We start from the raw sequence: 24,225 nt of genomic DNA, 5'->3' as shown, positions 1-24,225 counted from the left end.
TAAAGCAAAGGAGGGCGGGAGGCAAAGATTCACACCAGGCGCATGAAGCGTGAAGCTTCGCCAGGGCTGGCGAGCAAGGGCCGTCCCGCAGCAAAGCCAGCGTCCCCCTTCCCGCAAGCGAAGCGTCGCGAGAGAAGGGGGAAGGCGCGTTAGCGCCTCAGGGGGATGCCTCTATTCAACCACCCCAGATATCCGCGCTGATCGCCTTGTACCAGGCTGCGCCGTAGTCGGCCTCGGCCTTGCGGAAGGCGGCATCGCCGTTCAAGGGGCTCACGCCGCCGGAGTCGGGCACCTCGATCAGCTTGCCCGCGGCCGAGCGGTAGACGCCGGCCACGGAGATGCCGTAGTCGGTGCCGATCAGGCTGTAGCAAGTGTTGGCAAAGGCCGCTGCAGGCAGGGGCTGGCCGCTCAGTTCGGCGGCAATCGCGGCAGCGGCCACCTTGCCTTGCGTATTGGCGGCAAAGCCGGACTTGGGCATGGGCGCGGCAATCGTGGCGTCGCCCAGCACATAGACATGCTGGACCTGGGTGGATTCAAAGGACTCGGGCTTGACCGGCACCCAGCCGCTGGCATTGGTCACGCCGGCGCGGTCGGCGATAAAGCCGGCCTTCTGGGGCGGGATGACGTTGAGCACATCGGCCTTGTGCCTGGTGCCGAACGCGGTTTCCACTTCCAGGTTCTTGGCATCCACGCGTGCGACCTTGCCGTCATCGGCCTGCTTGACCCATTCGATCATGTCGCCGTAAAGCGCCTTCCAGCCCTGAATGAACAGACCTTGCTTGGAGAAGGCGTCCTTGTCGTCCAGCAGCAGAATCTTGGACCTGGGTTTGTGCTGCTTGAGGTAGTGGGCCACCATGGCCGCGCGCTCGTAGGGGCCGGGCGGGCAGCGGAAAGGGTTGGCAGGGATGACCATCACGAACTTGCCGCCATCGGGCATGGCTTCGAGCTGCTTCTTGAGCAACTGGGTCTGCGCTCCGGCCTTCCAGGCATGGGGGGCAAGCTGGGCGGCTGCCTCGTCATAGCCTTCCAGTGCATTCCAGCGCATGTCGATGCCGGGCGAGAGCACCAGCTTGTCATAGCTCAGCGCCTGGCCGTTGGACAGCAGCACGCGCCTGGAGTCGGTCAGTACTTGGTCGGCCCGCGCGTGCACCACGTTCACGCCGGCCTTGCGCAGACCGCCGTAGCCGTGACCTATGCTGTCCCAGCTGCGCAGGCCGGCCAGGTACAGATTGGAGAAGGGGCAGGTATAGAAGCGCTCGGCCGGCTCCACCAGCGTGACCTGGATATGCGGCGCAAACTGGCGTAGATAGCGCGCGGCCGTGGCTCCGCCAAAGCCGCCGCCGATCACGACCACATGGGCCGAGGCTGCCTTGGCCTGCACGATGGCGGGCATGGCGAAGCTGGCTGCGCCGGCGGCGGCACCGCCGAGAATTTGACGACGATTGATCTGCATTTACTGGCCCTTCTTGCTGAACCACTGGGCCAGCGCTTTGAGTTGCTCATCGTCGTAGCCCTTGGCCAGACGGGTCATGACGGTGGCGTCCTTGGCAGTGCCGGCCTTGAAGGCCTGCAGGCGCTGCAGCAGATGGGCCTCAGGCAGGCCGCGCAGCTGGGGAATGACGCCCGTGGAGCGGCCGTCCGGGCCGTGGCAGTTGGCGCAGCTGGCAGCCAGCACGGCCACATCCTGCACACGCAAGGAGGTGGCGGCAGAGTTGGCCAGGCCGGGCAGCGGCGCTGCCAGGGCAAAAGCCAGCCATAGCGCAGAGCGCGCTGAAGTGAGCAAGGGTTTCGATCGCATGGGGCCTCCCGTTGTCCCCACGCAAGGCCACGTGGGGGATTTATGACCTCGATGCCTGAATGTGCGCGGCCTTTGTTATGTGTGGCGAATGTCGAGCATTCTTCTGGGCAGGGGCGGAGCAGGCAGGGCTGATGCAGTCGGATTCTAGGAAGCGGCCCCGTCCTGACAAGCTCAATACCCCGGTGGTGTAACAGGAAGTTATTGGTTATTTAGTTATGCGCTGCGCTTGTGCTTGCGGGTGTGCGTCAGGGCATGAAAAAAAAGCATTTTGCTATCTGATGTGTAGCGCGATGCGGTTTTCTGTAAACGGATGCAGGAGACTTCTCAGTATTGCGGCGGCAGTCCGTCAGAGGGCGCGACAGGTGCGGTGTTGGCAGCTGTTGCCGGCATTTCTGCCGCTGCGGGAGCGGTGGCAGACGGATCGCGGTAGCGAATATTCACACCGCTGGCATCGGGCGGGTCGTCATCCATCAAGGCGTCAGCGGCCTTGCCCACACCCTTGCCCACGATCTTGGCTGTGCCGATGGCGGCATCGGCGGCCAGACCCACGGCCCCGGCCGTCACGCTGATGGCGGTACCGGTGACGGCGATCACGGTGCAGCCCGAAAGCGCCAGGCATAAAAAAGCTCCAGCCAGCCAGAAGCCGCAGGAGCCTGATGAGGCACGCCCCCGGGAGGAGACACCGGGCAAGCGCCTAAGGCGGCCCTGCCGCCTCGCGGCGAAGGTGTCGTCCCCCCGGGGGGAAGGCGCCGAAGGCGACTCAGGGGGGATCATGAGATCAATGAATCCGCATGCCGGGTTGAGCGCCGGGGAAGGGTTCCAGCACATAGATGCCGGGATGGGCCTTCTCGTCAGCGTGGCTGGCGGCCAGCACCATGCCTTCGGACAGGCCGAACTTCATCTTGCGCGGTGCCAGATTGGCGACCATCACCGTCAGCTTGCCCTGCAGCTGCTCGGGCTGGTACATGCTGCTGATGCCGCTGAACACATTGCGGGTCCTGGGCTGGCCGTTCTCGTCCTTCTCGCCCACGTCCAGCGTCAGCTGCAGCAGCTTGGTCGAGCCTTCCACCGCCCTGCATTCCAGAATCCTGGCGATGCGCAGATCGACCTTGGCAAAGTCGTCGATGCTGATGGTCTCGGCCAGCGGCTCGCCGCCGGGGGCATTGGGGTCGATCACGGGCTCGGACTTCTTGGCGGCCTTTTTCTCGGCCTTGGCGGGTTCGGCGGCGGGGGCTGCCTGGCCGGCGGGCGCTTCAAACAGGGCTTCGAGCTGCTTGGGATCGACGCGTTGCATCAGATGCTGGTAGATGCCGATCTGGTGGCCTGCGCCCAGGGGCTTGACCACGTCGGCAAAGCTCTCGGGCGGCACGATGAGGAAACGGGCCACTTCGGCGGCCACGCCGGGCAGGATGGGGCTCAGGTAGATGGTCAGGATGCGGAAGGCTTCGATGCAGGTCGTGCACACATCGTGCAGGCGGGCATCCATGCCTTCCTTCTTGGCCAGTTCCCAGGGCTTGTTGGCGTCCACATAGCTGTTGACCTTGTCGCACAGCAGCATGATCTCGCGCGCGGCACGGGCGCTGTCGCGGGACTCGTAGGCGGCGACGATGGCGGTTTGCTGCTCGCGCAGAGCGGCCAGCAGTGCCTGGCCGTCTTCGCTTACCTGACCCAGCCTGCCGTCAAAGCGCTTGCTGATGAAGCCTGCGGCGCGCGAAGCGATGTTGACGTACTTGCCGATCAGGTCGGAGTTGACGCGCAGCATGAAGTCTTCGGGATTGAAGTCGATGTCTTCGTTCTTGCCGTTGAGCTTGGCGCCCAGGTAGTAGCGCAGCCACTCGGGGTTCATCTTGAGCGACAGGTACTTGAGCGGGTCGAGGCCGGTGCCGCGGCTCTTGCTCATCTTCTCGCCGTTGTTCACGGTCATGAAGCCATGCACGCAGATCCTGGTCGGCGTCTTGCGGCCGCTGAACTTGAGCATCGCAGGCCAGAACAGCGTGTGGAAGGTGATGATGTCCTTGCCGATGAAGTGGTACTGCTCCAGGTCGGGGTCGGCCATGTAGGCGTCGTAGTCCTCGCCGCGCTTGTTGAGCAGCTCCTTGAGCGATGCCAGATAGCCCACGGGCGCATCCAGCCAGACATAGAAGTACTTGCCGGGCGCATCGGGAATCTCGATGCCGAAATAGGGCGCGTCGCGGCTGATGTCCCAGTCGTCCAGGCCTTCGCTGGTCGAGCCGTCGGGGTTGGTGCGCACGCCGAACCATTCCTTGATCTTGGCCGCGACTTCGGGCTGCACATGCTTGCCGTTCTGCGTCCACTCGGTCAGGAACTCCACGGCGCGCGGATCGGAGAGCTTGAAGAAGAAATGCTCGGACGACTTCATCACCGGCGTGGCTCCCGACAGGGCCGAGAACGGGTTGATGAGATCGGTGGGCGCGTAGACCGAGCTGCAGACTTCGCAGTTGTCGCCGTACTGGTCCTTGGCGTGGCAGCGCGGGCATTCGCCCTTGATGAAGCGGTCGGGCAGGAACATGTTCTTCTCGGGGTCGAAGAACTGCTCGATGGTGCGGGTTTCGATGAAGCCGGCGGCCTTCAGGTCCAGATAGATCTGCTTGGACAGCTCGTGGTTTTCGGCGCTGTCGGTATTGCTCCAGTTGTCGAAGGCGATGTGGAAGCCGTCGAGGTACTGTTTGCGGCCGGCAGCGATGTCGGCCACGAACTGCTGGGGCGTCTTGCCGGCCTTTTCGGCGGCAATCATGATGGGCGCGCCGTGGGCGTCGTCGGCGCCCACGAAGTTGACCGCATTGCCCTGCATTCGCTGCGCACGCACCCAGGTGTCGGCCTGGATGTATTCCATGATGTGGCCGATGTGGAAGTTGCCGTTGGCGTACGGCAGGGCGGTGGTGACGAATAGTTTGCGTGCGGTCATGAGGAAACAGCTTTCACAGAGAACCTGTCATTCTAGAAGGGCTTGGCTCCAGGCTGTGGGCGCGGGTTTTGCGGCGGCGCCCGCCAGGGGCGCTGTCTATCGGTACTTGCTTTGCTTTTTATAGCTTCTACCGTATTGTTTATATGTATTTCAATATGAAATATATATAAATTTGATACAAATAAAGCGCTTGAAGCTTCCACATTGATAGCGAAATCCGGACAACGGGCTCAACGCACCGAAGGCCCTTTGTTGCGGTACATGTCCTGGTCGGCCACCTTGAGCAGGCTTTGCGCGTCCTGGGCATCGCGGGGATACAGGGCCTGCCCCACCGATGCGCTAACGGTCACGGCCTCGCCCTCGGGAATGCCCAGCAGCGTGGTCAGCGGCTGTTGCAGCGCATGCTCGATCTTCAGGCGCACGGCCTGTACCTGCTCCTCGTCGCTGACTCCGCGCAGGATGAGGATGAACTCGTCGCCGCCCAGGCGGGCCACGACATCGTCGGGGCGCAGCAGGTTGCGCAGGCGCAGGCTGATCTCGGCCAGGGCCAGATCTCCGTTGTCATGGCCCCAGCGTCATTGAGCGGCTTGAAGCGGTCCAGGTCCACAAACAGCAGGGCAAACGGGGCGGCCATGCTCTGGCCGGGCAGGGGCCGGGTGAGCGTGGCCAGAATATGCTGCAGCGCACTGCGGTTGCTGGCGCCGGTCAGTGGATCGGTAAACAGGCTGTGGCGCATGCGGTGGAAGTTGTGCGCCAGCTCGCCAATTTCATCGCGGCGCTGCACTTCGATGGGCGTGTCGATCTCGCCCTGGCCCACGCGGCGCACGGCGCGGGTCAGCGAGCGCATGTCGTTGGCCACGGCACCGAAGATGCGCGTGCCGATCAGCACCGCCATCACCAGGGCCAGCAGGCCCAGGCTGCCCACCAGCACCATATGGCGGTAGACGCCGGTCAGCATGTCCTTGTGCGGCACGGCCACCACGGCCATCCAGTCCTGGCCCGAGCCCAGATTCAGGCGCCGGTAGGCGATGCGAATATTGCTGTGCCTGGCATCCTCCAGCAGGGCGGTACCGGGCGCTGTGCCGGACTTCGGGGCATTGAAGGCGCCCTGGATCTTGTCGTACACAGCCTGAATCAGCGGGTCCTGGCTGTTGGCGGCGCTCATGCGCTCCAGCTTGCCGTCCTCGCGGCGGTGGATATTGGGCATGCCGGTGGCGGCGATCAGGGAGCCGTCGGCCTCGATGATGAAGGCCCGGCCATGCTCGCTCAGGTGCAGCTGGTTGACGAATTCATTGAGCGCGCGCAAGGAGATATCGGTGGCCACCACGCCTTCGAGACGGCCCTGGCTGGACAGAATGCGGCGCGCACGCGTCAGCACCAGATCCTTGGCGCTGAAGTCGATATAGGCAGGCGTCCAGATCACGTCGGGCGACTCCGCCGCGAGCTTGAACCAGGGGCGCTGGCGTGGCTCGAACAGATTGATTTCGGTGGACTCGTAGGCCGGCTCGGCATGCATGCCGGCGACCTTGAAGTAGCTGCGATGCTCGCTGGCCTGGGTCTTCAGGCGCAGCTGGCCCAGCTCCGGTGCCAGGCGCTTGAGGGCAATCCCCTGTCCCGCGACATTGGCGTAGTAGACATAGTCGTTGGGCTGGGTGTGCAGCGAGCTGGCCACCCACAGCCGCGAGATCAGTGCCGGGATATGGTCGCGGATATCGGCGGGCACGGGCTCGCCGCTAGGAAACGCGGCCTCCAGCACGGCGCTGGACGGGTACAGATGCCGGTCCACGATCAGTGCAATACGCTCGGCCTTTTCTTCCATCACCTGCTCGGACAAGGCGGACACCGCGTTGCTGCCGGTCCAGTACCAGAGCATGCCCAGGGCCGAGGTCAACAGCGCAATCAGGGCGACAAAAGGCAGGATCAGCGAGAGCTTGAGCGATTTGGAGGCGCGGACGGGCTGTGGAAGTGGAGTCACTAGGCTGTGGTGTTAAAGATGATGAAGGTCAAGCAAAGTGTCTCACGCATCATTTGTCCGGCTCCTTTCGCATCATTAACATTTGTTACATCAAAGCGGCCAGCCCATGAAGTGGCAAAGTTCCTCTCTTCGAGCCAGCGTGTCTTTGCGGCCCAGTGCTATCAGTTCGCGGGTGTAGCCCTGCTCAAATAGCAGGTAGCTGGCCAGCGCGCCATCACGCACGGGGTTGCCCGTGCCGGCGCGCACGCCCAGCGTGGCCAGCAGGGTGCGTACCGGCAGCGGCAGCTTGTCGATATGGCGCGTGGCGATATCGTCTATGCGCTCGCTGGGGGTGATGGCCAGTACCTCGATGGGGCGCAGCCGGCTGTGGATGCGCTCGGCCGGCGAGACCAGGCTCAGCGTGTGATTGATGCGCTCGGCGCGCTCTATGTCCACGGCCAGCGTGTCCAGGAAGATGCTGGACAGCGCATGCCCGGCGACCTGGGCCAGCGTGGGATAGCTGGCATCGGCCTGGGGCAGGCTGCTCAGGGGCTCATGGCGTCTGCCGGCGCCGACCACCAGCAGCTTGCTGGCACCCAGATGGATGGCCGGGGCCAGGGGCGCAGTCTGGCGCATGGAGCCGTCGCCGAAATGCTCCAGATGGCCGTCGATGGGCAGCGGCATGGCCGGAAAGATGAAAGGCAGGGCCGACGATGCCAGCAGGTGATCCGCGGTGAGCAGGGTCTGCACGGCCTTGCGCTGGTCGCGTATCCAGGGACTCAGGGCTTCACGGGTCTGGAAGAAGGTGATGTGCTGGCCGCTGCTGTAGCTCGATGCCGTGATGGCTAGTGCGTGCAGATGTCCGCTGGCAATCAGCTGCGGAATGCGCTCGAACGGCATGAGGTCGCTGTTCATCAGGCTTTTGAGCGGCGTGTTGTCCAGCAGAGAGCGCGGCCGCATGCGGCTCCAGCGGGCCACTGCCCAGCCCAGCGACAACAGCGTCAGCCAGCGCGCACCGCTGCGCAGCACGCTGAGCGAGTCGGCCTTGTAGATCTGCTCGGTATGCATATGGCCCCAGACATGGAGCATGCGTCGCACGGCGCTGTCAAAGGCATCGGCATGGCAAGCCAGGGCGGCGACATTGATGGCGCCCGCCGAGGTGCCCGCCAGTACCGGAAAGGGATTGGGCCCGTGCTGCAGACCCCGCGCACGGCGCAGTTCGGCAATGGCGGCCAGCACGCCGACCTGGTAGGCAGCCCGGGCGCCGCCGCCGCTGAGCAACAGACCGGTCTGCCCGATGCTGGAGCTCGGGCCCGTGGAGTTTTGCCGGTCTGTCTCGGCAAGACTGGGAGGGAGGGTGGGTGAGAACTGCTCTGCCGCCATGGCTGCAGTGTGCCCGGATTGGGCCGCAGGCGGTAGGTGCGGGGGGGCTGCGCGGCCCTGGTGAGGGCCTGCGGTGGGTCTCAGCTCTTTTTCTGGTTCTTGGCGATCAGCGTGGCGATGGACTTGGCATCCAGCACCACCAACTGATGCTGCGTGGCCCAACTGGCGGCATTCTCGCCCAGTGGCTGCAGAGCCACGTAAACGCCGAGGTCGGCTTTCAGCCGGGCTTGCGCGGCCTGCAGCTCGCGCAGCGGCTCCACGCCGTGGGCTGCGGCTTTCCAGCGGCGCGCGCCGACCACGCTGGTCTGGCCGTTGCGCGTCAGCAGCAGGTCGGCCCCGGCCTGGTTCAGGCGCTGAATCTCATAGCCTTCGGCTTGCCAGGCCGTCTGCAGCTGGGCACTGAAGTCGGCCCAGGATTGCTCGGCAATCACCTGCTGGATCTGTTCCAGCCTGGCCGGGCTGGGAGCTCGCAGCTGCCTGTAGCAGGCGATACAGCCTACGATGAAGAACGGGAAGGCGCCCAGCGCTGCAAAGGGCGAGATGTCCTTGGGGAACACCGCCAGCGACACCAGCACCACCGCAGCGCAGATCGCAAAGCTGATCCACCAGCGCGAGCGCATCAGGACTGCGAACAGGGAATTTTCGGCCATCTTCAGTTTCACGGCTTGTCTCTCAAATCTTGGGCAAAGGGCTGCATTGTCTCCTGTGCACAGGGGTTGGACAGCTTCGCTAGACTATCTGCCATTGAAGAAACCTCTGGAAAACTAAATCCAATGGCTGTTACAGAACAAGCGCTTCTGAGCGCGCTGGCCACGGTGCTTGATCCGCACACTGGCAAGGACTTTGTGAGCACGCGCGCCCTGCGCAATCTGCAGATTGCCGGTGATGACGTCTCGTTCGATGTGGAGATGGGCTATCCCGCCAGCAGCCTGCATCCTGCGCTGCGCAGCCAGTTCATCGCTGCGGCCAGGACGGTGGCCGGCGTGGGCAATGTCTCGGTCAACATCTTCACCAAGGTGGCCTCGCATGCCGTGCAGCGTGGCGTGCAGCTGCTGCCCGGCGTGAAGAACATCATCGCCATCTCGTCCGGCAAGGGCGGCGTGGGCAAGAGCACGACCACGGCCAATCTGGCACTGGCACTGGCCGCCGAGGGTGCCCGCGTGGGCATTCTGGACGCCGACATCTATGGCCCCAGCCAGCCCATGATGATGGGCGTTTCTGGCAAGCCCGAAAGCCATGACGGCAAGACCATGGAGCCGCTGGAAAACCATGGCGTGCAGGTCATGTCCATCGGTCTGCTGGTCAACAACGACCAGGCCATGATCTGGCGCGGCCCCATGGCCACCCAGGCGCTGGAGCAGATGCTGCGCCAGACCAACTGGAAGGATCTGGACTATCTTCTGGTCGACATGCCGCCCGGAACCGGTGACATCCAGCTGACGCTGTCCCAGCGCGTGCCCATGACGGGTGCGGTGGTGGTGACCACGCCCCAGGACATCGCCCTGATCGATGCCAAGAAGGGCATTCAGATGTTCGGGAAGGTCGGCGTGCCGATTCTCGGCCTGGTCGAAAACATGGCGGCCCATGTCTGCACCAACTGCGGCCATGTCGAACATATCTTTGGCGCCGACGGCGGCAAGAAGATGGCCGGCGAGCAGAACATCGACTATCTGGGCGCGCTGCCCCTGTCGCTGCAGATCCGCCTGCAGGCCGACAGCGGCAAGCCCACGGTGGTGGCCGAGCCCGAGAGCGAAGCCGCCCAGGTCTACAAGAAGGTGGCGCGCGATCTGGCCGTGAAGGTGGCTCTCAAGGCCAAGGACTTCTCCAGCAAGTTCCCCACGATCACGGTGAGCAGCAATACCTGATGAACCTTCTGACCTCCATGCGTTATCTGGTGGCGCTCAACGAGCATCGCCATTTCGCAAGGGCGGCGCAGGCCTGCCATATCACGCAGCCTGCACTGTCCAATGCGCTCAAGGCGCTGGAGGACGAGTTCGGTGCCGTCATCGTGCGCAGGGGGCGGTCGTTTGCCGGTTTCACGCCTGAGGGCGGGCAGGTGCTGGCGACGGCTCTGGCCATGCTGCGCGCGGAAGAAGGTTTGCGCCAGGAGCTGAGTGTTTCAGCAGGAGCGCTGCGCGGCCAGCTGCGCATGGCTGCCGTGCCCACGGCTATGCCCATGCTCACGCGCTTCGCAGCCATGCTGCGCCAGCGGCATCCCGGCATCATGCCCGTGGTGCTGTCCATGAGTTCGGCCGAGATAGAAACCGGGCTCGAGGATCTGTCCCTGGACCTGGCTCTGGGCTACAGCGCCAGACTGCCGCAGCGTGGCCCGCGCCTGCAGTCCTGGCTGCAGTACCAGGAGCACTACTATCTGCTGTGTCGGGATACGCAGTGCGACAGCCGCCCCTTTGCTTTTGGGGCCGACATCGCCTGGAGCGAGGTGGCAGCCCTGCCGCTGTGCCTGCTCACGCCCGACATGCACAACCGCAAGGTGATCGACGAGGCCTTCGCCGCCGTGCAGAGCGAAGTCCAGCCCGCCATGGAAACGAATTCGGTGCTGAGCCTGGTCATGGCCGTGGCCGAAAGCATCCCCGGGGACGGGGTTGCCATGGTCACGGTGCTGCCAGGTGCCATGGTGGCCACGGTGCGGCATATGCCGGGCCTGATTGCACGACCGCTGCGATCGCCCGAGCTGGTCACGCCTATAGGCTTCATGACTCAGCAGGGCATGGCGCCCACGCGGGCTCTGTTGGCCGCGCTGGAGCTGCAGGACGATGACGAGTGGCGCGTGCAGTGCCTGCGGCATGCGGGTGCGCTGAAGGAGTGAGCGTGGTCAGGCTGGCCGGTCCTGCCCGCGTTAGGGCGTGGCATGCAGCGCGGCACGCACCGCATCCGGTGTGAACGGGGCTGCATAGAACCGCCGGCCCGTGGCATCGAACAGGGCATTGGCCAGGGCGGCGGGCCCTGGTACCGAGGCCGATTCGCCCGCGCCCATGGGCGGCTCCTCCTGGCGGGGCATCAGCACGACTTCGATGGGCGGCAGATCGCGGAAGCCGATGATGGGGTAGCCGCCCCATTCGCGGCTGGCCACGCCATGGTCGTTGAAAGCCACCTTTTCCATCAGGCTGCGGCTCAGCGTTTGTATGACGTTGCCGTGGATCTGGTGGCGCACGCCATCGGGGTTGACCATCATTCCCGTGTCCTGGCCCACGACCAGGCGTTGCACGGCGATGCGTCCGCTGGCTGGGTCCACGGTGATGTCGATGATCCAGGTGGCCCAGGCTGCGCCAAAGCCGGGAAAGCGGCTGTGTATGTAGCGCGCATAGGCTACGCCGCGCCCGTGCAGCAGGCCGTCGGCGCTCGGCTGTCCCCGGCTTCCGCGATGGCCTGGCTGCCATTGCGCATGGCGTGCCGTGGCTTCGATCAGCTCGACGGCGCGCGGGTCGTCCAGATGGCGAACGCGGTAGTCCACAGGGTCGGCATCGGCCGCAAGGGCCAGCTCGTCGATCATGCAGTCGTGGGCAAAGGAGTTGGGCAGGGCAGAGACCCCACGCAGCCATGACGAACGTACGATGGGTGCCATGTCATGACAGGCGATGCGCTGGCTGCCATAGCGGTAGGGGGGTACGGCCGTGCGGTCGCCCATCTCCAGCGTGCGCGGCTGCCCCGGTATGCGGCCCGTGAGCAGCAGGGCCAGCAGTGGCGCGTCGTTGGAGGGGTAGCGCACGGCAAAGTCGTAGGCCAGCAGCTCTCCCAGGGTGTCGATGGCCGCGCTCACGTCCATGAGCTGGGCAGTGCCCTTGGGCTCCCACTGGTGTTCCTGCTCGCGCGTGAGCTGCACGCGCACGGGGGCGCCCACGGCCATGGACATCAGTGCGGCGTCGGCGCAGACATCGTCGGCGCAGTTCCGGCCATAGCAGCCTGCGGCTTCCAGACGCACGATCTCGATGTGCTCTTCGCCCAGTTGCAGCAGGCGGTCCAGGTCGGTGCGCAGCATATGGGGGTTCTGCGTGCCGGCCCAGAGCTTGAGCCGGCCCTCGCTGAAATCCGCCACTGCACAGGACGGGCCAATGGAGGCATGCATCTGGTAGGGCCAGACATAGCTGCGGCGCAGCACGGTGGCTGCGCCGGCGAAGGCGTCATCCACGAGGCCTTGATCGACCAGGGCACGGTGCTGGGCGGGATTGGCGCGGATGGCCGCTGACAGGTCGGACAGATCAGGCGCGGCCGGCGCGGCCTTCCACTGCACACGCAGCGCGCGCATGGCGGCAATGGCCTGCTCCTCGCGGTCTGCGACCACGCCGACGAAATCCCCTTCGATGACGACCTGCACATTGCCGGGCAGGTGGGCCACGGAGTCGCGTTCTACAGCCATCAGGCAGCGGCCGATGAAGTCGCCGCCGTCGCGGCCCGGATGCGGCGGGCGGATCACGCGGCCATGGCGCATGCCCGGCACGCGCACATCGTGGACAAAGCTGAGCTCGCCCGTGGCCTTGGCGGGAATGTCCACGCGGGCCGCTCCCCGTCCCACCAGTCGGTAGTCGCTGGCAGGCTTGAGCTTCACCTCCTGCTCGGGTGGCGCCAGTTGCAGCTGCAGTTGCTGGCCTCGCAGCAGCTCGCCATAGCCGATCTGGCGGGCATCGCTGCCGTCGGCAAAGCGCACAATGCCGTCGCTTGCCCGGAGTCGGTCCGCCCTCGCGTTCCATTGCTGCGCGGCCAGCGCCAGCAACTGCTCGCGCGCCTGGGCGGCGGCGCGTCGCAGCGGAATGGCCGAGATCTGGATGCTGGCGCTGGCAATGGTCGGCCCCTGGTTGGGGGCGGCGGCCGTGTGGCCCAGCACCATTTCCAGGCGGTCCAGTGGTGCTTCCAGTTCTTCGGCCACGATCTGCGCCAGCGCCGTGCGTATGCCCGTGCCCAGGTCCACATGGCCGTTGAAGGCCAGGGTGCGCCAGCCCTGCGGCGCGGCTTCGTCGGCCAGCACGGCGACGAAGATTTCTGGCGTGGACTGCACGTAGTCGGTGGCCGTGCCGGGCTGGCCGGGCGCGGGCCGTGGCGGCGCCACCGGCTGGCGCACCACGAGCAGGGTGTCGGCGCGCGCGAGCAGCTGTGCGTGCAGGGCTTGGGGCTGGGGCAGGTTCATGAGAGCGAATGTAGGACAGGTTTGGCGAGCCGGCAGCAACGTTGTAGATCGGCTTGCCATTCCATGGTGTCAGCGGGGATGACCGCGCACGATCTGGCAGTGCCAAAGCGAGAGGCGCTGAGGAAGGGCGTACGCCGGCCGCGCCGCCCGTACCGAGGGAGCCGACCTCCTTGGGGCACCGTGCAACGGGAAGCGGCGAAGCCGCTCAGGGGGTCAATCCATCCGTATCAGCGATGGCTTGGCTCAGCGGCATCACGGCCGCGTACTTCTGGGCCATGTCGAACAGGTTGGCATCGTGCGGGCCCAGGGCGCGGTCGCCGCAGCAGTCGGCCACCACCAGCGGGCGAAAGCCCGACTGCATGGCATCGACCACGCTGGCGCGCACGCAGCCGCTGGTCACGCAGCCGGCCACCACCAGGGTCTGCACGCCGCGCTGGGCCAGCCAGGGCGCGAGCATGGTGCCGAAGAAGGCCGAGGGCGTGCTCTTGCGCACCACGTACTCGCCGGCAGCGGGCGCCAGCTCGGGCACGATGGCGCTTTCGGGGCTGTCTTCCTTCAGGGTCAGCATGCCGGGCACCTTCAGGCAGAAGATGTTGTGGTCGGCATCGTCGTCCGAGAACACGATGCGGCTGTGCGCCACGGGCCAGCCGCGCGCGCGGGCATGGGCCAGCAGCTGCTGCGTCTGGGCGATGGCTTCGGGGATGTTGCCGCCGCCGAATACGGCCGGGTCGGCAAAGCCGTTGACGAAGTCGATGATGAGCAGGCCGAAGGGTGCCTTGAGCGGCAGCGGCGTGCCGAAACCCTGGCGGGCGTAGGCGGAGATGTCGCCCTGCACGCCTTCGATAGGCACGCTTTGCGTGCCGGTGGCCTGGCTGGTGGTGGTGTTTGTCATGCGATGTCCTTTCCTTGGCTTGCCCTTCTGGCGGCGCGCGCCAGTCCTTCCTCGTCCTGCACCACGCCGTGAATGACCGTGGGCTTGCCGTCCAGGGTCACCGTGCAGTGGCGCATGGGAATGTCGATGTGGCAGGCTGTGGTGCGGCTGCCGCCCGCTTCGTTGTTGGGACCCATGGACCACAGGAAGTTGCCCTCGAAGGCACGTGCGTCCATGCCGATGTGGGTTTCCTTGTTGTAGTGGGCCAGCATGGACCAGTGGGCGCGTGGCTGCAGGCCCCATCCGATGTGCGAGACGGCATAGGCCTCGGGGTCCTCGTAGGAGGCCATGTATTCCTTGAGGATGTCTGCCTGCAGGCCGCCGCTGATGCGCGTGACATAGCCTTTTTCGATGACCAGTTCGATGGGCTCTGTCACGTAGTCCTTCATGGGCAGAAGGATGTCGCCCCGGTCCAGCACCACGCGGCCGTTGCTTTGGCCCTCGTCGGGCCAGGTCAGCACGAAGCCGCTGGGCCAATGGTCCCAGCGGCCCGGCTGGTCCACGAAGCCGTATTCGCAGATGGCCGGGAAGTCGCCGAGCCGGCAGCGCAGATCGGTGCCGGCAGCCGAGGTGATGTGCATCTGCCCGGCGGCCTCGATGCGCCTGGATGCGGCCTGCACGCGCGCGCGGTCGGCCTCGGTGGGCACCAGGCGGCACAGCACCTCGGGCGGCTCCACGGCCAGCAGAATTTTGGTGCCGGTCTGCAGGATCTCGTGCTGCTCGGGTGAGAACAGCAGGGTCATCAGGTCCAGCACCAGGTCGCTGGCCTTGAGCGCGGCGATGGCGGCCGGGTTGCCGGTCAGCGGCGTTGTGCCCAGGTAGGCCAGAGAGTCGCGGCTCAGGGATTTTTCGGCGTTGACGGGCGGCAGGTCCAGGCGATTGACGCGCGCGCCCATCTCACTGGAGGCGGCGATGGCGCAGCGCAGCGTCTGCGGGTGCGTGTCGGCGCCTGTGAGCACGGTGACGGTCTGGCCGGCTTCGAGGCGGGACAGCGTAAGCACCTGCTTCCAGGCGTGAATCAGATCGATATCGCTGACGGACATGGTCGGCTCCTTGGTGTCGCGATGAGAGGGGAGAGGCGGCGAGCGGGCATTCAGTTCACCCGTGCACCCAGGAAATCGCCCAGGGCCTCATAGAACCCAGCCTCGTTGTCCCAGGGAATCATGTGGCCGGCACCGGGCACGCGCACGTGCTCGGTCTGGGGTGCCAGGCCCTGCCACTCAGCCACGTCCTCGCCGCGTACCACGTCGCCGCGCTCGGCCGTGACCAGCAGCAGCGGGTGCTTGATGCGGGGCAGGTCGGCATGGATATCGTCGCGGCCGAAGTCCTCGAAGCTCTGCACTATGGCGGGCTCATGGCAGGTGTGCAGCCATTGGGCACGCAACTGGCGCTGCTCTTCTGTCCAGGTGGGGCAGAAGGCGCGCATGGCTTCGGCATCCATGCCCAGTGTGGCCTGGCGGATGGAGTCCACATACCAGGGCAGGGCGGCCGGGTAGGCGCGGCGGCCCGGGCCGGACACCGGCGGGTCGACGATTACCAGGCGCGTGAGTCCGGACGGCTGGCTGCGCGCGGCACGCACGGCAATGCGTCCGCCCATGGAGTGGCCGACCAACGCCCAGCGCTGCAGTCCCAGTGCCTGGGCGAAGGCGGTCACGTCGGCGGCCTGGGCATCGAGTCCATAGTCCAGGCCCGGGCCGGACGAGGACAAACCACGGCCGCGCACGTCCAGCACATAGGTGTCGAACTGACGACCCAGGTGCTCGGCCACGAAGCCCCATGTCACGGCCGGGCTGGTGATGCCGGGGATCAGGATGACGGCGTCGCGCTGCGCGCGCTCTCCATCGGCGCCGCCGTAGCGCAGATAGTGCTGGCGTATGCCGTTGGAGTGGACGTTGCCGCCGTAGAGAAATGTGCTGGTCATGCGGTTTCTCCTCAGGCCTTGGCCGCTGTGTCGTAGGGGTAGGCGCCCGATAGCAGCGCACCTGCGCCCGGCACCACGGGGTCGAGGCCCAGCTCCTTGAGGATGGCGTAGGTGGTGGCGATGGAGGCGGTCAGCACGGGCTTGCCGGTTTCGGCTTCGACCTGGGCCACGGCGGGCAGCGAGGGCATCTGCACGCAGGCCGACAGCACGATCACGTCGGCGTCGGCGTAGTTCATGCCCGCCACGATGCCGGGCAGTTTGGATGGGTCGTGGCGGCCCACGTCGAGGTTGTCGGGGATTTCCAGCGCACGCCAGTCCACCACCTCGAAGCCTTCGGCGGCGATGTAGTTCTTGACCAGCTCGGTCAGGGGAAGCATGTAGGGGGCGACCAGGGCGATCTTCTTGGCACCCATGACCTTCAGCGCCTCCACCAGCGCACCCGCGCTGGTGATCACGGGCGCGGTGGCGCCGTTGCTGGCCGTGCGCTCGGTCAGTCGGGCCTGCGAGACGCGGTGGTAGCCGTGGCCCATGGCCATGATGGCCACGAGGCAGGCATAACCCAGCACATCCACGCGCGCATCGCTGAGTTCCAGCGCGCAGCGGTCGCTCTCGGCATCCATGGCGGCCAGCTCTTCCTTCACCACTTTCTTCATGCGCATGCGGCTGGAGTGGAAGGTGAAGCGGTCCTGGGGGCGCAGCGTGGAATGGGCCTGCAGCATGGCTGGCACTTCGGTCTCCATGGTGGTGTTGGAGCTGGGGACGATCTGGCCGATGCGGAACGTTTTGGTCATGACTTGCCTTTGCAGAGTTTTGAGGGTTTCTGATCAGAATCAACTGAGTGTGTACGCTTTATTCTTGCAAAAGATATGCCGACTTGCAATTGAGAGTTTTCTCGGTGTTTGTACTTATTTGGTGCGAAATTTGCACCAAAAATGTTGAATTTCAATTTATTCTGCCGCTCCATGGTGCATGCGTGATTTTGGAAATTTAAGTGCATACACCTGAATTAAGTGTTTTGTTGCCTGGCACGCTTCCTGCTCTCAAGCATTTATGGACGCGCCGAAGCAACGGTTGCCCCGTCTGGCTTTCAACATTCCTGCAAGGAGAAAAACTGTGTCTCAATCCCCTCGAATCGCCGTTGTCGGTGCCGGTCTCGGCGGGGCCGCTGCTGCCAAGCTGCTGCTCCAGGAAGGCTTCAATGTCCGCGTCTATGAGCAGGCGCCCAGCTTCTCTCGTCTGGGAGCCGGCATCCACGTCGGTCCCAATGTGATGAAGATCCTGCGCCGCATCGGCATTGAGGACGCGCTCAACGAGCAGGGCTCCCACCCAGACTACTGGTACAGCCGCCACTGGCAGACGGGCGACGTGCTGGCCCAGATCCCGCTGGGCGACTACGCCGTCAAGGAATACGGTGCCAGCTACCTCACCGTGCACCGCGGCGACTTTCATGCGCTGCTGATCGAGGCCCTGCCCGACAGCGTGATGGCCTATGGCAAGTTCCTGACCAAGGTGGAGGACCGGGGCAATGTGGTGCTCATGCACTTCGCCGATGGCACGACCGAAGAGGCCGACATCGTCATCGGTGCCGATGGCGTGAACTCCCGCATCCGCGAAGAGCTGCTGGGCCCAGAGCTGCCCAAGTACGCCGGCTACCTGGCCCACCGCGCCGTATTCCCCACGCCCGAAGTCAAGGCCGGCATGCTGCCCTTCGACGCCTGCGTGAAGTGGTGGAGCGATGACCGTCACATGATGACCTACTTCGTCACCGGCAAGGCTGACGAGCTGTACTACGTGACCGGCGTTCCGGTCGAGAAGTGGGACCTCGACGACCGCTGGCTGCCCAGCAGCAAGGAAGAAATGCGCGAGGCCTTCTCGGGCTGGCACCCTACGGTGCAGGCGCTGATCGACGCCACCGTGGAAGTGACCAAATGGTCGCTGCTGGAGCGCGATCCGCTGCCGCTGTGGAGCCGTGGTCGCCTGGTGCTGCTGGGTGATGCCTGCCATCCCATGAAGCCCCACATGGCCCAGGGCGCGGCCATGGCCATCGAGGACGGCGCCATGCTGGCGCGCTGCCTCAAGGAAGTCGGTGCGCACAACCATGAGCTGGCCTTCGCGCTGTATGAGGCCAACCGTGCCGAGCGCGCCAGCAAGGTACAGCGCATCTCGCACGACAACACCTGGCTGCGTACCAACGAAGATCCGTCCTGGTGCTTCGGCTACGACGTGTTCAACGTGCCCCTGGTTGAACCCAGGGTCAAGGCCGCTGCCTGATACTCGCTGCCCTGCCGGACAGGGGATGGATATCCCTCTCCCGTCTGGCAGCAGAACACCGACATCCTGAACCGCAGTTGCAAGAGCCTCGTCCCATGGGAATCCCAGTTCATTCAAGCAGTCCCTCTCACCTCGTCCTCCTGCAGGTCAATGCACGCGCATGCGAAGTGCCGGCCGCGCCAGGGACGGCGCTGCTGCATGTGCTGCGCAATGACCTGGAGCTGAACGGGCCCAAATACGGCTGCGGCCTGGGGGAGTGCGGCGCCTGCACGGTGCTGATCGACGGTGTGGCCGCGCGTTCCTGCGTGATTCCCGTGAAGGCGGCTGTGGGCCGAGAAGTGACCACGCTGGAAGGCCTGGGATCGCGCCAGTGTCCGGGCCCCACGCAGCAGGCCTTCATTGACTGCCAGGCCGCTCAGTGCGGCTACTGTCTCAACGGCATGATCATGACGGTGGAGGCCTTGCTGCGTCGCAACCCGAACCCCACCGAGCAGGAGCTGCGCAACGAGCTGCACCACAACCTGTGCCGCTGCGGCACGCATGTGGAAATCATGCAGGCGGCCCTGCGCGCCGTGCAGCTGCGTGCGGAACGGGCCGCGCTGCAGGCGCCCTGCGGCGTTCCATCTTCCAGCGCGGGCGGGGACCAGCCATGAACACGGTCGACAACACCCCCGTCCTGCCTTCCGACCTGCTGCATGGCCTGGCGCTGCGCCCACCTGTCGCGGCCTGGGACGGGCTGCGCTACCAAGGCAGCGTGCCCACCCATGCGCGGCTGGACCAGGCGCAGACCATGGCCGGCGTGGTGGCCGCCGTGCAGCGCGAGCATTTTCTGGGCGTGGTGGCCGTGGCGCCCGTCCATGCGCGGCAGGCGCTTGCCAGCCTGGTACCTGTATGGAAGGACGGGCAGGCGGCCTTGTCGGCTCGCCCTGTCTCTCACGCTCCCGGACTGCAGGAATCGCACGAGTCGATCGATACCGGCCGCTATGTCTGGCGCATGGCCGGTGCGAGCGCAGGTTCCGGCACGGCACGCGTGGCTGCGTGGTGCCTGGACGGTCATGTCAGCCTCTGGCTGCCGCAGTGCGAAGCCGACGTACGCCAGATGATCGGCCGTGAACTGGTCGCGCTGCTGCAGTGCCAGGAATCAGCGCTGCGGCTGTTCAGCGTGCCGGCCCTGGGCTCTGGCGGCGTGCATCCGCTGGACCTCATGGATGCGGCTGCCGATGCGGCCCTGCTGTCCCATGCCGTGGGCCGGCCCGTCAGCGTGGCCTGCGAGGTCGGGGCTGCGGGTGCCGGCAGTAGCCGCGAGCTTGTGCTGCGTGTGGATGCGCAGGATTCGCAGGCGCTTGAAGCCGGCACGATGGTGCAGGCCCATGAAGGCATTGCATCGCCGCAGCCCCAACTGCTGCTGTCCGACTCCCCCTGGGCCGTGCGCCCCAGCATGGCGCGCCTGCTGAGCCAGCCCGGTTTGACGCGAGCCGCCGCTCTGGCCACCGTGCTCGATGCCGGCGAAGTGCGCGAGCGCAAGGTGGTGGCCAGCCTGCGGCATGCCGGTGTCGACGATCTGAATGCCGCCCAAGTCTTTGCCCGTGAAAGCCATTGGCATGAGCAGGCCCTGGGTCTGGGGCATGACCCACTGCAGTGGCGCCTGCAGCACTTGCCCGAAGGCCCGGTGCGCGATCTCGCGCAGCAGGTGGCCGAGCGTGCGCAGGTATCACCGCAGGACGACATTCCGCAAGACACCGATGGCCGCCTGCTGGGTCGAGGCTTTGCCACTGCCCAGCTGCAGACTCTGGATGCTCAGGGCGCCGACCTGCATGCCTGGAGCGCATGGGTGGCCGAGGTGGCCGTGCATCCGCTCACCGGCGAGATTGAGGTGACCCGTGTGGTGGCCGGCCATGACAGTCGCAGTCTGCATGCGGCCCAGGCGGCCAGTACGCGGCCCGAAATCGTGCAGCAGGACCCGCAGTTGCTGGCCGATGCACGCAGGTTGCTGGGCACGGCTCCTGCCTTCGACGACTGGACTGGTTCCGTCGCTCCCGCTACTGGTTTCGATGTGATGGCCAAGCCTGGTAACGATCTGGCGCAGCATGCGCGCGGCGATGTCGGACCCATCCGCCAGGGGGGTCTGGCGCTGGACGGGGTGGCCACGCTGCCCGCCGCCGCCGCCATTGCCAACGCCATTCACCAAGCAACGGGCGTGCGCCTGCGCGAAGTGCCCTTTCGGCCCGAACAACTGCGCCTGGCGCTGGCCGGCGAGGGCGCGGGCAAATCATCCGTTGCCAAGTCCGGCCGTGGCTGGGGCTGGCTGGCTGCAGGCGCCGCGGGCCTTGCCGGCATGGCTGCCATGGCCTGGCCGCTGAAGCCGGCCCTGCCGCTGACCGACGGGCCAGATATCTCCCTTTATTCGCCCCAGGCCCTGGAGCGCGGCCGCCTGGTGGCTGCCGCGGGCGACTGTGTGGTCTGTCATACGGCGCCGGGCGGTGCCTCCAATGCGGGAGGCTTGGGGCTGGAGACGCCGTTCGGCACCATCTACTCCACCAACATCACGCCCGACAACGAAACAGGCATCGGCCGCTGGTCCTATGCGGCCTTCGAGCGCGCCATGCGCCACGGCATCCACCAGGATGGACGTCAGCTGTATCCGGCATTCCCGTACACGGCCTTTGCCAAGCTCAGCGATGGAGACCTGCAGGCCCTGTATGGCTACCTGATGTCCCAGCCCGCCGTGAAGGCCAAGGCACCCGAGACGCAACTGGCCTTTCCCTACAACCTGCGCCCGGCCATGGCCGGCTGGAATCTGCTGTTCCACGACGCCACGCCCTTCAAGGCCGACCCCGCGCGCAGCGCCGAATGGAACCGGGGTGCCTATCTGGTCGAAGGCGCGGGCCACTGTGCGGCCTGTCACTCGCCGCGCAATGCGCTGGGGGCCGAAAAGAGCGGCATCCGCTATCTGGGCGGCGGCGAGGCCGAAGGCTGGAGCGCCCCTGCGCTCAACCAGCTGGCCGGCGGCAAGCTGCCCTGGAGCCGCGAAGAGCTGTACCAGTACCTGCGCACGGGCTTCTCGGCCCGCCATGGCGTGGCGGCGGGGCCCATGGCGCCCGTCATTCACGGCTTGGCCCAGTTGCCGGAAGCCGATGTGCGCGCCATGGCCACCTATCTGACGGAACTGCCGGGCCAGGCGGCACAGGATGCGCAGTCCGCACCGGCTCAGGCCGCGCCCGTCGCTCCTCTGATTACAACGGTGGCCGCCCCCGTGGCCACGCCGGCCCCGGAGATGGTGCGCCAGGTCAACGGCGAGCGCATCTACCAGAACGCCTGCGCGGTCTGCCATGAGGCGGGCAGCGGGCCCACGCTGTTCGGCGTCAAGCCTCTGCTGGCCCTGAACACCAACCTGCATGCCGCAAGCCCGGACAACCTGCTCCAGGTCATCCTGAACGGCATCCAGACACCCGCCGACGATGCGCTGGGCTATATGCCCGGCTTCAGGGACAGCCTGGACGACAGGCAGATTGCGGACCTGATCGGATATTTGCGTCAACGATTTGCACCGGAGGAAAAAGCTTGGCCAGACGATACGAAGACGATTAAGCGGCTGCGAGCGCAGGTGCAGGCGCATGCGCCCTAGGGGCTGCGGCGGGCGGCGGCATGGGCGGTGCCGCGGATATGGATCTCTTGCCCTGGAATCGCTCCAGGGGCCGGGTCCGGACATCTGATGCTGGGGACAGGGGATGGACAGCCACGGACGGGCTATCGCTATGCCGACCGTACGGAATGTGCCCATCGCCTGGATGCAGATACCGACATCTGGAATCTTTTTCATCGGTCCATGGAAATGGCGCCGAGGGAGTGGTTCGCTCTGGATGTGTGATGGGTGGAAAGCACTGCACGAATAGGCCGAGGCCGAATGGCGGTGCTTGCGAGAAGACAGATTCAACAATTGCGATGACTAAAAAAGGAGTCCCTGCATGTCATCTACATATATTTCAGTGGAAAAAGGCATCCAGACTGCGGGTGTGGGCAAGTTTCAGTACCGGCTGTTCGTGATCTTCGGCCTGGTCTGGCTGGCGGACGCCATGCAGGTGCTGTCCATCGGTTTCAGTGCGCCGTCCATTGCCAAGACTTTCGGCAAGACCGTGCCGGAGGCGCTGCAGACCGGCACCTTCTTCTTCATCGGCATGCTGATCGGAGCCTTCGTCTTCGGCAGACTGGCAGACCGCATAGGCCGCCGTCCGGTACTGATGATGGCCGTGGTGATCGACGCCTTTGCGGGAGTGGCTTCGGCCTTTGCACCCGAGTTCGCCTGGCTGCTGGTGCTTCGCTTCATCACTGGCATAGGCGTGGGCGGAACGCTGCCCGTGGACTACACCATGATGGCCGAGTTCCTGCCCAGCGACCGCCGTGGCCGCTGGCTGGTGCTGTTGGAGTCGTTCTGGGCTGTAGGCACCATCTTCCTGGCCATCCTGGCGCTGGTAGCTGTTTATTGGGGCGAGGATGCCTGGCGCGTGATCTTTTTCGTGACCGGACTGCCGGCGCTGATCGGCGTGGTGCTGCGCTTCTACATCCCTGAATCGCCCATGTACCTGAACCGTAACGGCAAGTCCGAAGAGGCGCGCAAGGTGCTGCAACGGGTGGCCAAGGTCAACGGAAACGCGGTCGACATTCCGGCTCTGCAGCCTGAAAAGCAGGAGCGCAAGTCTCTCTTCGCCCTGTTCTCGCAGGATCTGCGGCGCCGCAGCTTCTCGCTGTTCCTGGCATGGGCGCTGATCTCCATCGCCTACTACGGCGTCTTTGTCTACCTGCCCGTCAAGCTCAGCAGCGAAGGCTTCGCCTTCATGCGTGGTCAGGTCTTCCTGGTGGTGCTGGCGCTGGTGCAGCTGCCAGGATTTGCGCTGTCGGCCTACGGCGTCGAGCGCTGGGGCCGCAAACCTACGCTTATCGGCTTTCTGCTGCTCAGTGCCGTAGGCTGCATGCTGTACAGCCTGGGCTCCTCGCCCTTCGTGGTGATCGGATCGACGCTGCTGATGAGCTTCTCACTACTGGGTACCTGGGGCGCGTTGTATGCCTTCACGCCCGAGGTCTACCCGACCGACCTGCGTGCCAGCGGCATGGGCATGGCAGGTGCTGTGGCGCGTTTCGGCGGCCTGTTCGCCCCGGCGATCATTGCGCCCCTCATGGCCACCCATTTCACCATGGCTCTGGCCGTGCTGTCGGCGATGCTGGTCGGTGGTGCGCTGTCGATCTGGGCGGTGGACGTGGAGTCGCGCAACCGGGCGCTGGATTGATGACGGTCTGAGCGGTCGGTTCAGCAAAAAGGCCAGAAGGATTAATCCTTCTGGCCTTTGCTTTTTTTGGGGCTGCAGCAACTCATTCGGAGTCGCTGCCTTCCAGCATTTTTCTGAGCAGGAAATCCAGCGCCAGACGCTCCGCGGGATTGAGCTTGCCGTAGGTGCTTTCGGTGATCTGCTTGGCAAAGGGCTCCATGTCGTGCACCAGATCCTGACCGGCTTCGGTAAGGTTGATGACGACCTTGCGCCGGTCCGTGCGGTCATGCTCCACATGCACCAGCTCGCGCTGCTTGAGCCGGTCCACCACGCCGCGTATGGTGGCCTGATCGATCACCGTGGCCTTGACGATATCGGCGAGCGAGCTGCCTTTGTTGTCACGCACGGAGCACAGCACCACGAATTGCGCCGCCGTAAGCTGAGAGTCGGGAATGTACTGCTGGAAAAGCGCGGCATGCCTTTGATAGACGCGTCGCAGCAGGTGCCCGATCTGGTCCGAAAAGTGATAGCCATCTTGTGGCGTCATGGCTGATGGCGGCTGCTGAATCATGGTTCGCGTGAGCTTACCAAAAATCACGCCAATTACCGTGATTTGCGACAAGCCATGTGCATGGGCAAG

The 24,225-nt window shown here is 65.3% G+C and carries 18 protein-coding genes and 1 pseudogene; 6 read left to right on the top strand and 13 right to left on the bottom strand.

Translation table 11 applies throughout. The annotated features are described in order from the left end of the window. Positions 1-175 precede the first annotated feature (175 nt). The 7 genes and pseudogenes from DJFAAGMI_RS08765 to DJFAAGMI_RS08735 all read right to left on the bottom strand — a co-directional run bounded on the left by DJFAAGMI_RS08765 (position 176) and on the right by DJFAAGMI_RS08735 (position 8,711). Positions 176-1,453 (bottom strand): NAD(P)/FAD-dependent oxidoreductase, encoded by a 1,278-nt coding sequence (locus tag DJFAAGMI_RS08765; protein WP_211456852.1) that lies wholly within the window; start codon positions 1,451-1,453, stop codon positions 176-178. Beyond that, positions 1,454-1,798 carry a c-type cytochrome gene (locus DJFAAGMI_RS08760; RefSeq protein ID WP_249334105.1) on the bottom strand — a complete coding sequence of 115 codons (345 nt, stop codon included), beginning with the start codon at positions 1,796-1,798 and terminating at the stop codon, positions 1,454-1,456. Between the two features lie 324 nt (positions 1,799-2,122). Then, complete coding sequence (locus tag DJFAAGMI_RS08755; RefSeq protein WP_349305228.1) at positions 2,123-2,392, bottom strand: hypothetical protein; 270 nt, start codon at positions 2,390-2,392, stop codon at positions 2,123-2,125. Positions 2,393-2,576: 184 nt separating this feature from the next. Beyond that, entirely contained in the window at positions 2,577-4,724 is a 2,148-nt protein-coding gene (metG, locus tag DJFAAGMI_RS08750) for a methionine--tRNA ligase (RefSeq protein ID WP_211456851.1), read from the bottom strand. 230 nt (positions 4,725-4,954) lie between these two features. After that, positions 4,955-6,240: pseudogene (locus DJFAAGMI_RS08745) on the bottom strand (diguanylate cyclase domain-containing protein). Between the two features lie 549 nt (positions 6,241-6,789). Further along, a complete protein-coding gene (locus DJFAAGMI_RS08740) occupies positions 6,790-8,061 on the bottom strand; it encodes a patatin-like phospholipase family protein (protein ID WP_043006143.1) in 1,272 nt (423 codons plus the stop codon). Between the two features lie 80 nt (positions 8,062-8,141). After that, positions 8,142-8,711 carry a restriction endonuclease gene (locus DJFAAGMI_RS08735; protein ID WP_211456850.1) on the bottom strand — a complete coding sequence of 190 codons (570 nt, stop codon included), beginning with the start codon at positions 8,709-8,711 and terminating at the stop codon, positions 8,142-8,144. A 123-nt stretch (positions 8,712-8,834) separates the two neighbouring features. On the opposite strand from DJFAAGMI_RS08735, the gene apbC reads away from it, so the two are divergent. Continuing rightward, positions 8,835-9,926, top strand: coding sequence for an iron-sulfur cluster carrier protein ApbC (apbC, locus tag DJFAAGMI_RS08730; protein ID WP_211456849.1), 1,092 nt, complete (start codon positions 8,835-8,837; stop codon positions 9,924-9,926). Further along, on the top strand, positions 9,926-10,888 hold the full coding sequence (locus tag DJFAAGMI_RS08725) for a LysR family transcriptional regulator (protein ID WP_211456848.1): 963 nt from the start codon (positions 9,926-9,928) through the stop codon (positions 10,886-10,888). The genes apbC and DJFAAGMI_RS08725 overlap by 1 nt, the downstream gene beginning before the upstream one ends. A 30-nt stretch (positions 10,889-10,918) precedes the next feature. Here the strand turns inward: DJFAAGMI_RS08725 and DJFAAGMI_RS08720 are convergent, their stop codons facing one another. The 5 genes from DJFAAGMI_RS08720 to DJFAAGMI_RS08700 form a co-directional block, all read right to left on the bottom strand. Beyond that, on the bottom strand, positions 10,919-13,201 hold the full coding sequence (locus DJFAAGMI_RS08720) for a xanthine dehydrogenase family protein molybdopterin-binding subunit (RefSeq protein WP_211456847.1): 2,283 nt from the start codon (positions 13,199-13,201) through the stop codon (positions 10,919-10,921). A 205-nt stretch (positions 13,202-13,406) separates the two neighbouring features. Further along, positions 13,407-14,093, bottom strand: coding sequence for an N-carbamoylsarcosine amidohydrolase (locus DJFAAGMI_RS08715; RefSeq protein WP_211456846.1), 687 nt, complete (start codon positions 14,091-14,093; stop codon positions 13,407-13,409). Next, the gene (locus DJFAAGMI_RS08710; protein ID WP_211456845.1) at positions 14,090-15,175 is read right to left on the bottom strand and encodes a 2,5-dihydroxypyridine 5,6-dioxygenase NicX family protein; all 1,086 of its coding nucleotides are present in this window, start codon (positions 15,173-15,175) and stop codon (positions 14,090-14,092) included. The genes DJFAAGMI_RS08715 and DJFAAGMI_RS08710 overlap by 4 nt, the downstream gene beginning before the upstream one ends. A gap of 50 nt (positions 15,176-15,225) precedes the next feature. After that, on the bottom strand, positions 15,226-16,053 hold the full coding sequence (locus DJFAAGMI_RS08705; protein WP_211456844.1) for an alpha/beta fold hydrolase: 828 nt from the start codon (positions 16,051-16,053) through the stop codon (positions 15,226-15,228). 11 nt (positions 16,054-16,064) lie between these two features. Then, positions 16,065-16,844, bottom strand: a complete 780-nt coding sequence (locus tag DJFAAGMI_RS08700) for a maleate cis-trans isomerase family protein (RefSeq protein ID WP_283245739.1) — start codon at positions 16,842-16,844, stop codon at positions 16,065-16,067. A gap of 322 nt (positions 16,845-17,166) precedes the next feature. On the opposite strand from DJFAAGMI_RS08700, the gene DJFAAGMI_RS08695 reads away from it, so the two are divergent. The 4 genes from DJFAAGMI_RS08695 to DJFAAGMI_RS08680 all read left to right on the top strand — a co-directional run bounded on the left by DJFAAGMI_RS08695 (position 17,167) and on the right by DJFAAGMI_RS08680 (position 23,606). After that, positions 17,167-18,324 (top strand): FAD-dependent monooxygenase, encoded by a 1,158-nt coding sequence (locus DJFAAGMI_RS08695; protein ID WP_003051996.1) that lies wholly within the window; start codon positions 17,167-17,169, stop codon positions 18,322-18,324. A 95-nt stretch (positions 18,325-18,419) separates the two neighbouring features. Beyond that, entirely contained in the window at positions 18,420-18,977 is a 558-nt protein-coding gene (locus DJFAAGMI_RS08690; protein ID WP_249334103.1) for a (2Fe-2S)-binding protein, read from the top strand. Then, a complete protein-coding gene (locus tag DJFAAGMI_RS08685; protein ID WP_211456843.1) occupies positions 18,974-21,949 on the top strand; it encodes a c-type cytochrome in 2,976 nt (991 codons plus the stop codon). The genes DJFAAGMI_RS08690 and DJFAAGMI_RS08685 overlap by 4 nt, the downstream gene beginning before the upstream one ends. 340 nt (positions 21,950-22,289) lie before the next feature. Then, positions 22,290-23,606 carry an MFS transporter gene (locus DJFAAGMI_RS08680; RefSeq protein ID WP_054074930.1) on the top strand — a complete coding sequence of 439 codons (1,317 nt, stop codon included), beginning with the start codon at positions 22,290-22,292 and terminating at the stop codon, positions 23,604-23,606. A gap of 82 nt (positions 23,607-23,688) precedes the next feature. On the opposite strand, the gene DJFAAGMI_RS08675 is transcribed toward DJFAAGMI_RS08680, so the two are convergent. Then, positions 23,689-24,132, bottom strand: coding sequence for a MarR family winged helix-turn-helix transcriptional regulator (locus tag DJFAAGMI_RS08675; RefSeq protein WP_043006241.1), 444 nt, complete (start codon positions 24,130-24,132; stop codon positions 23,689-23,691). Positions 24,133-24,225: the final 93 nt, after the last annotated feature.

The sequence above is a fragment of the Comamonas brasiliensis genome (assembly GCF_018292285.1).
In the GTDB taxonomy this organism is placed as follows: domain Bacteria; phylum Pseudomonadota; class Gammaproteobacteria; order Burkholderiales; family Burkholderiaceae_C; genus Comamonas; species Comamonas brasiliensis.
The sequence above is the reverse complement of the archived record's forward strand: the minus strand, read 5'-3'. Positions and strand labels throughout refer to the sequence as shown.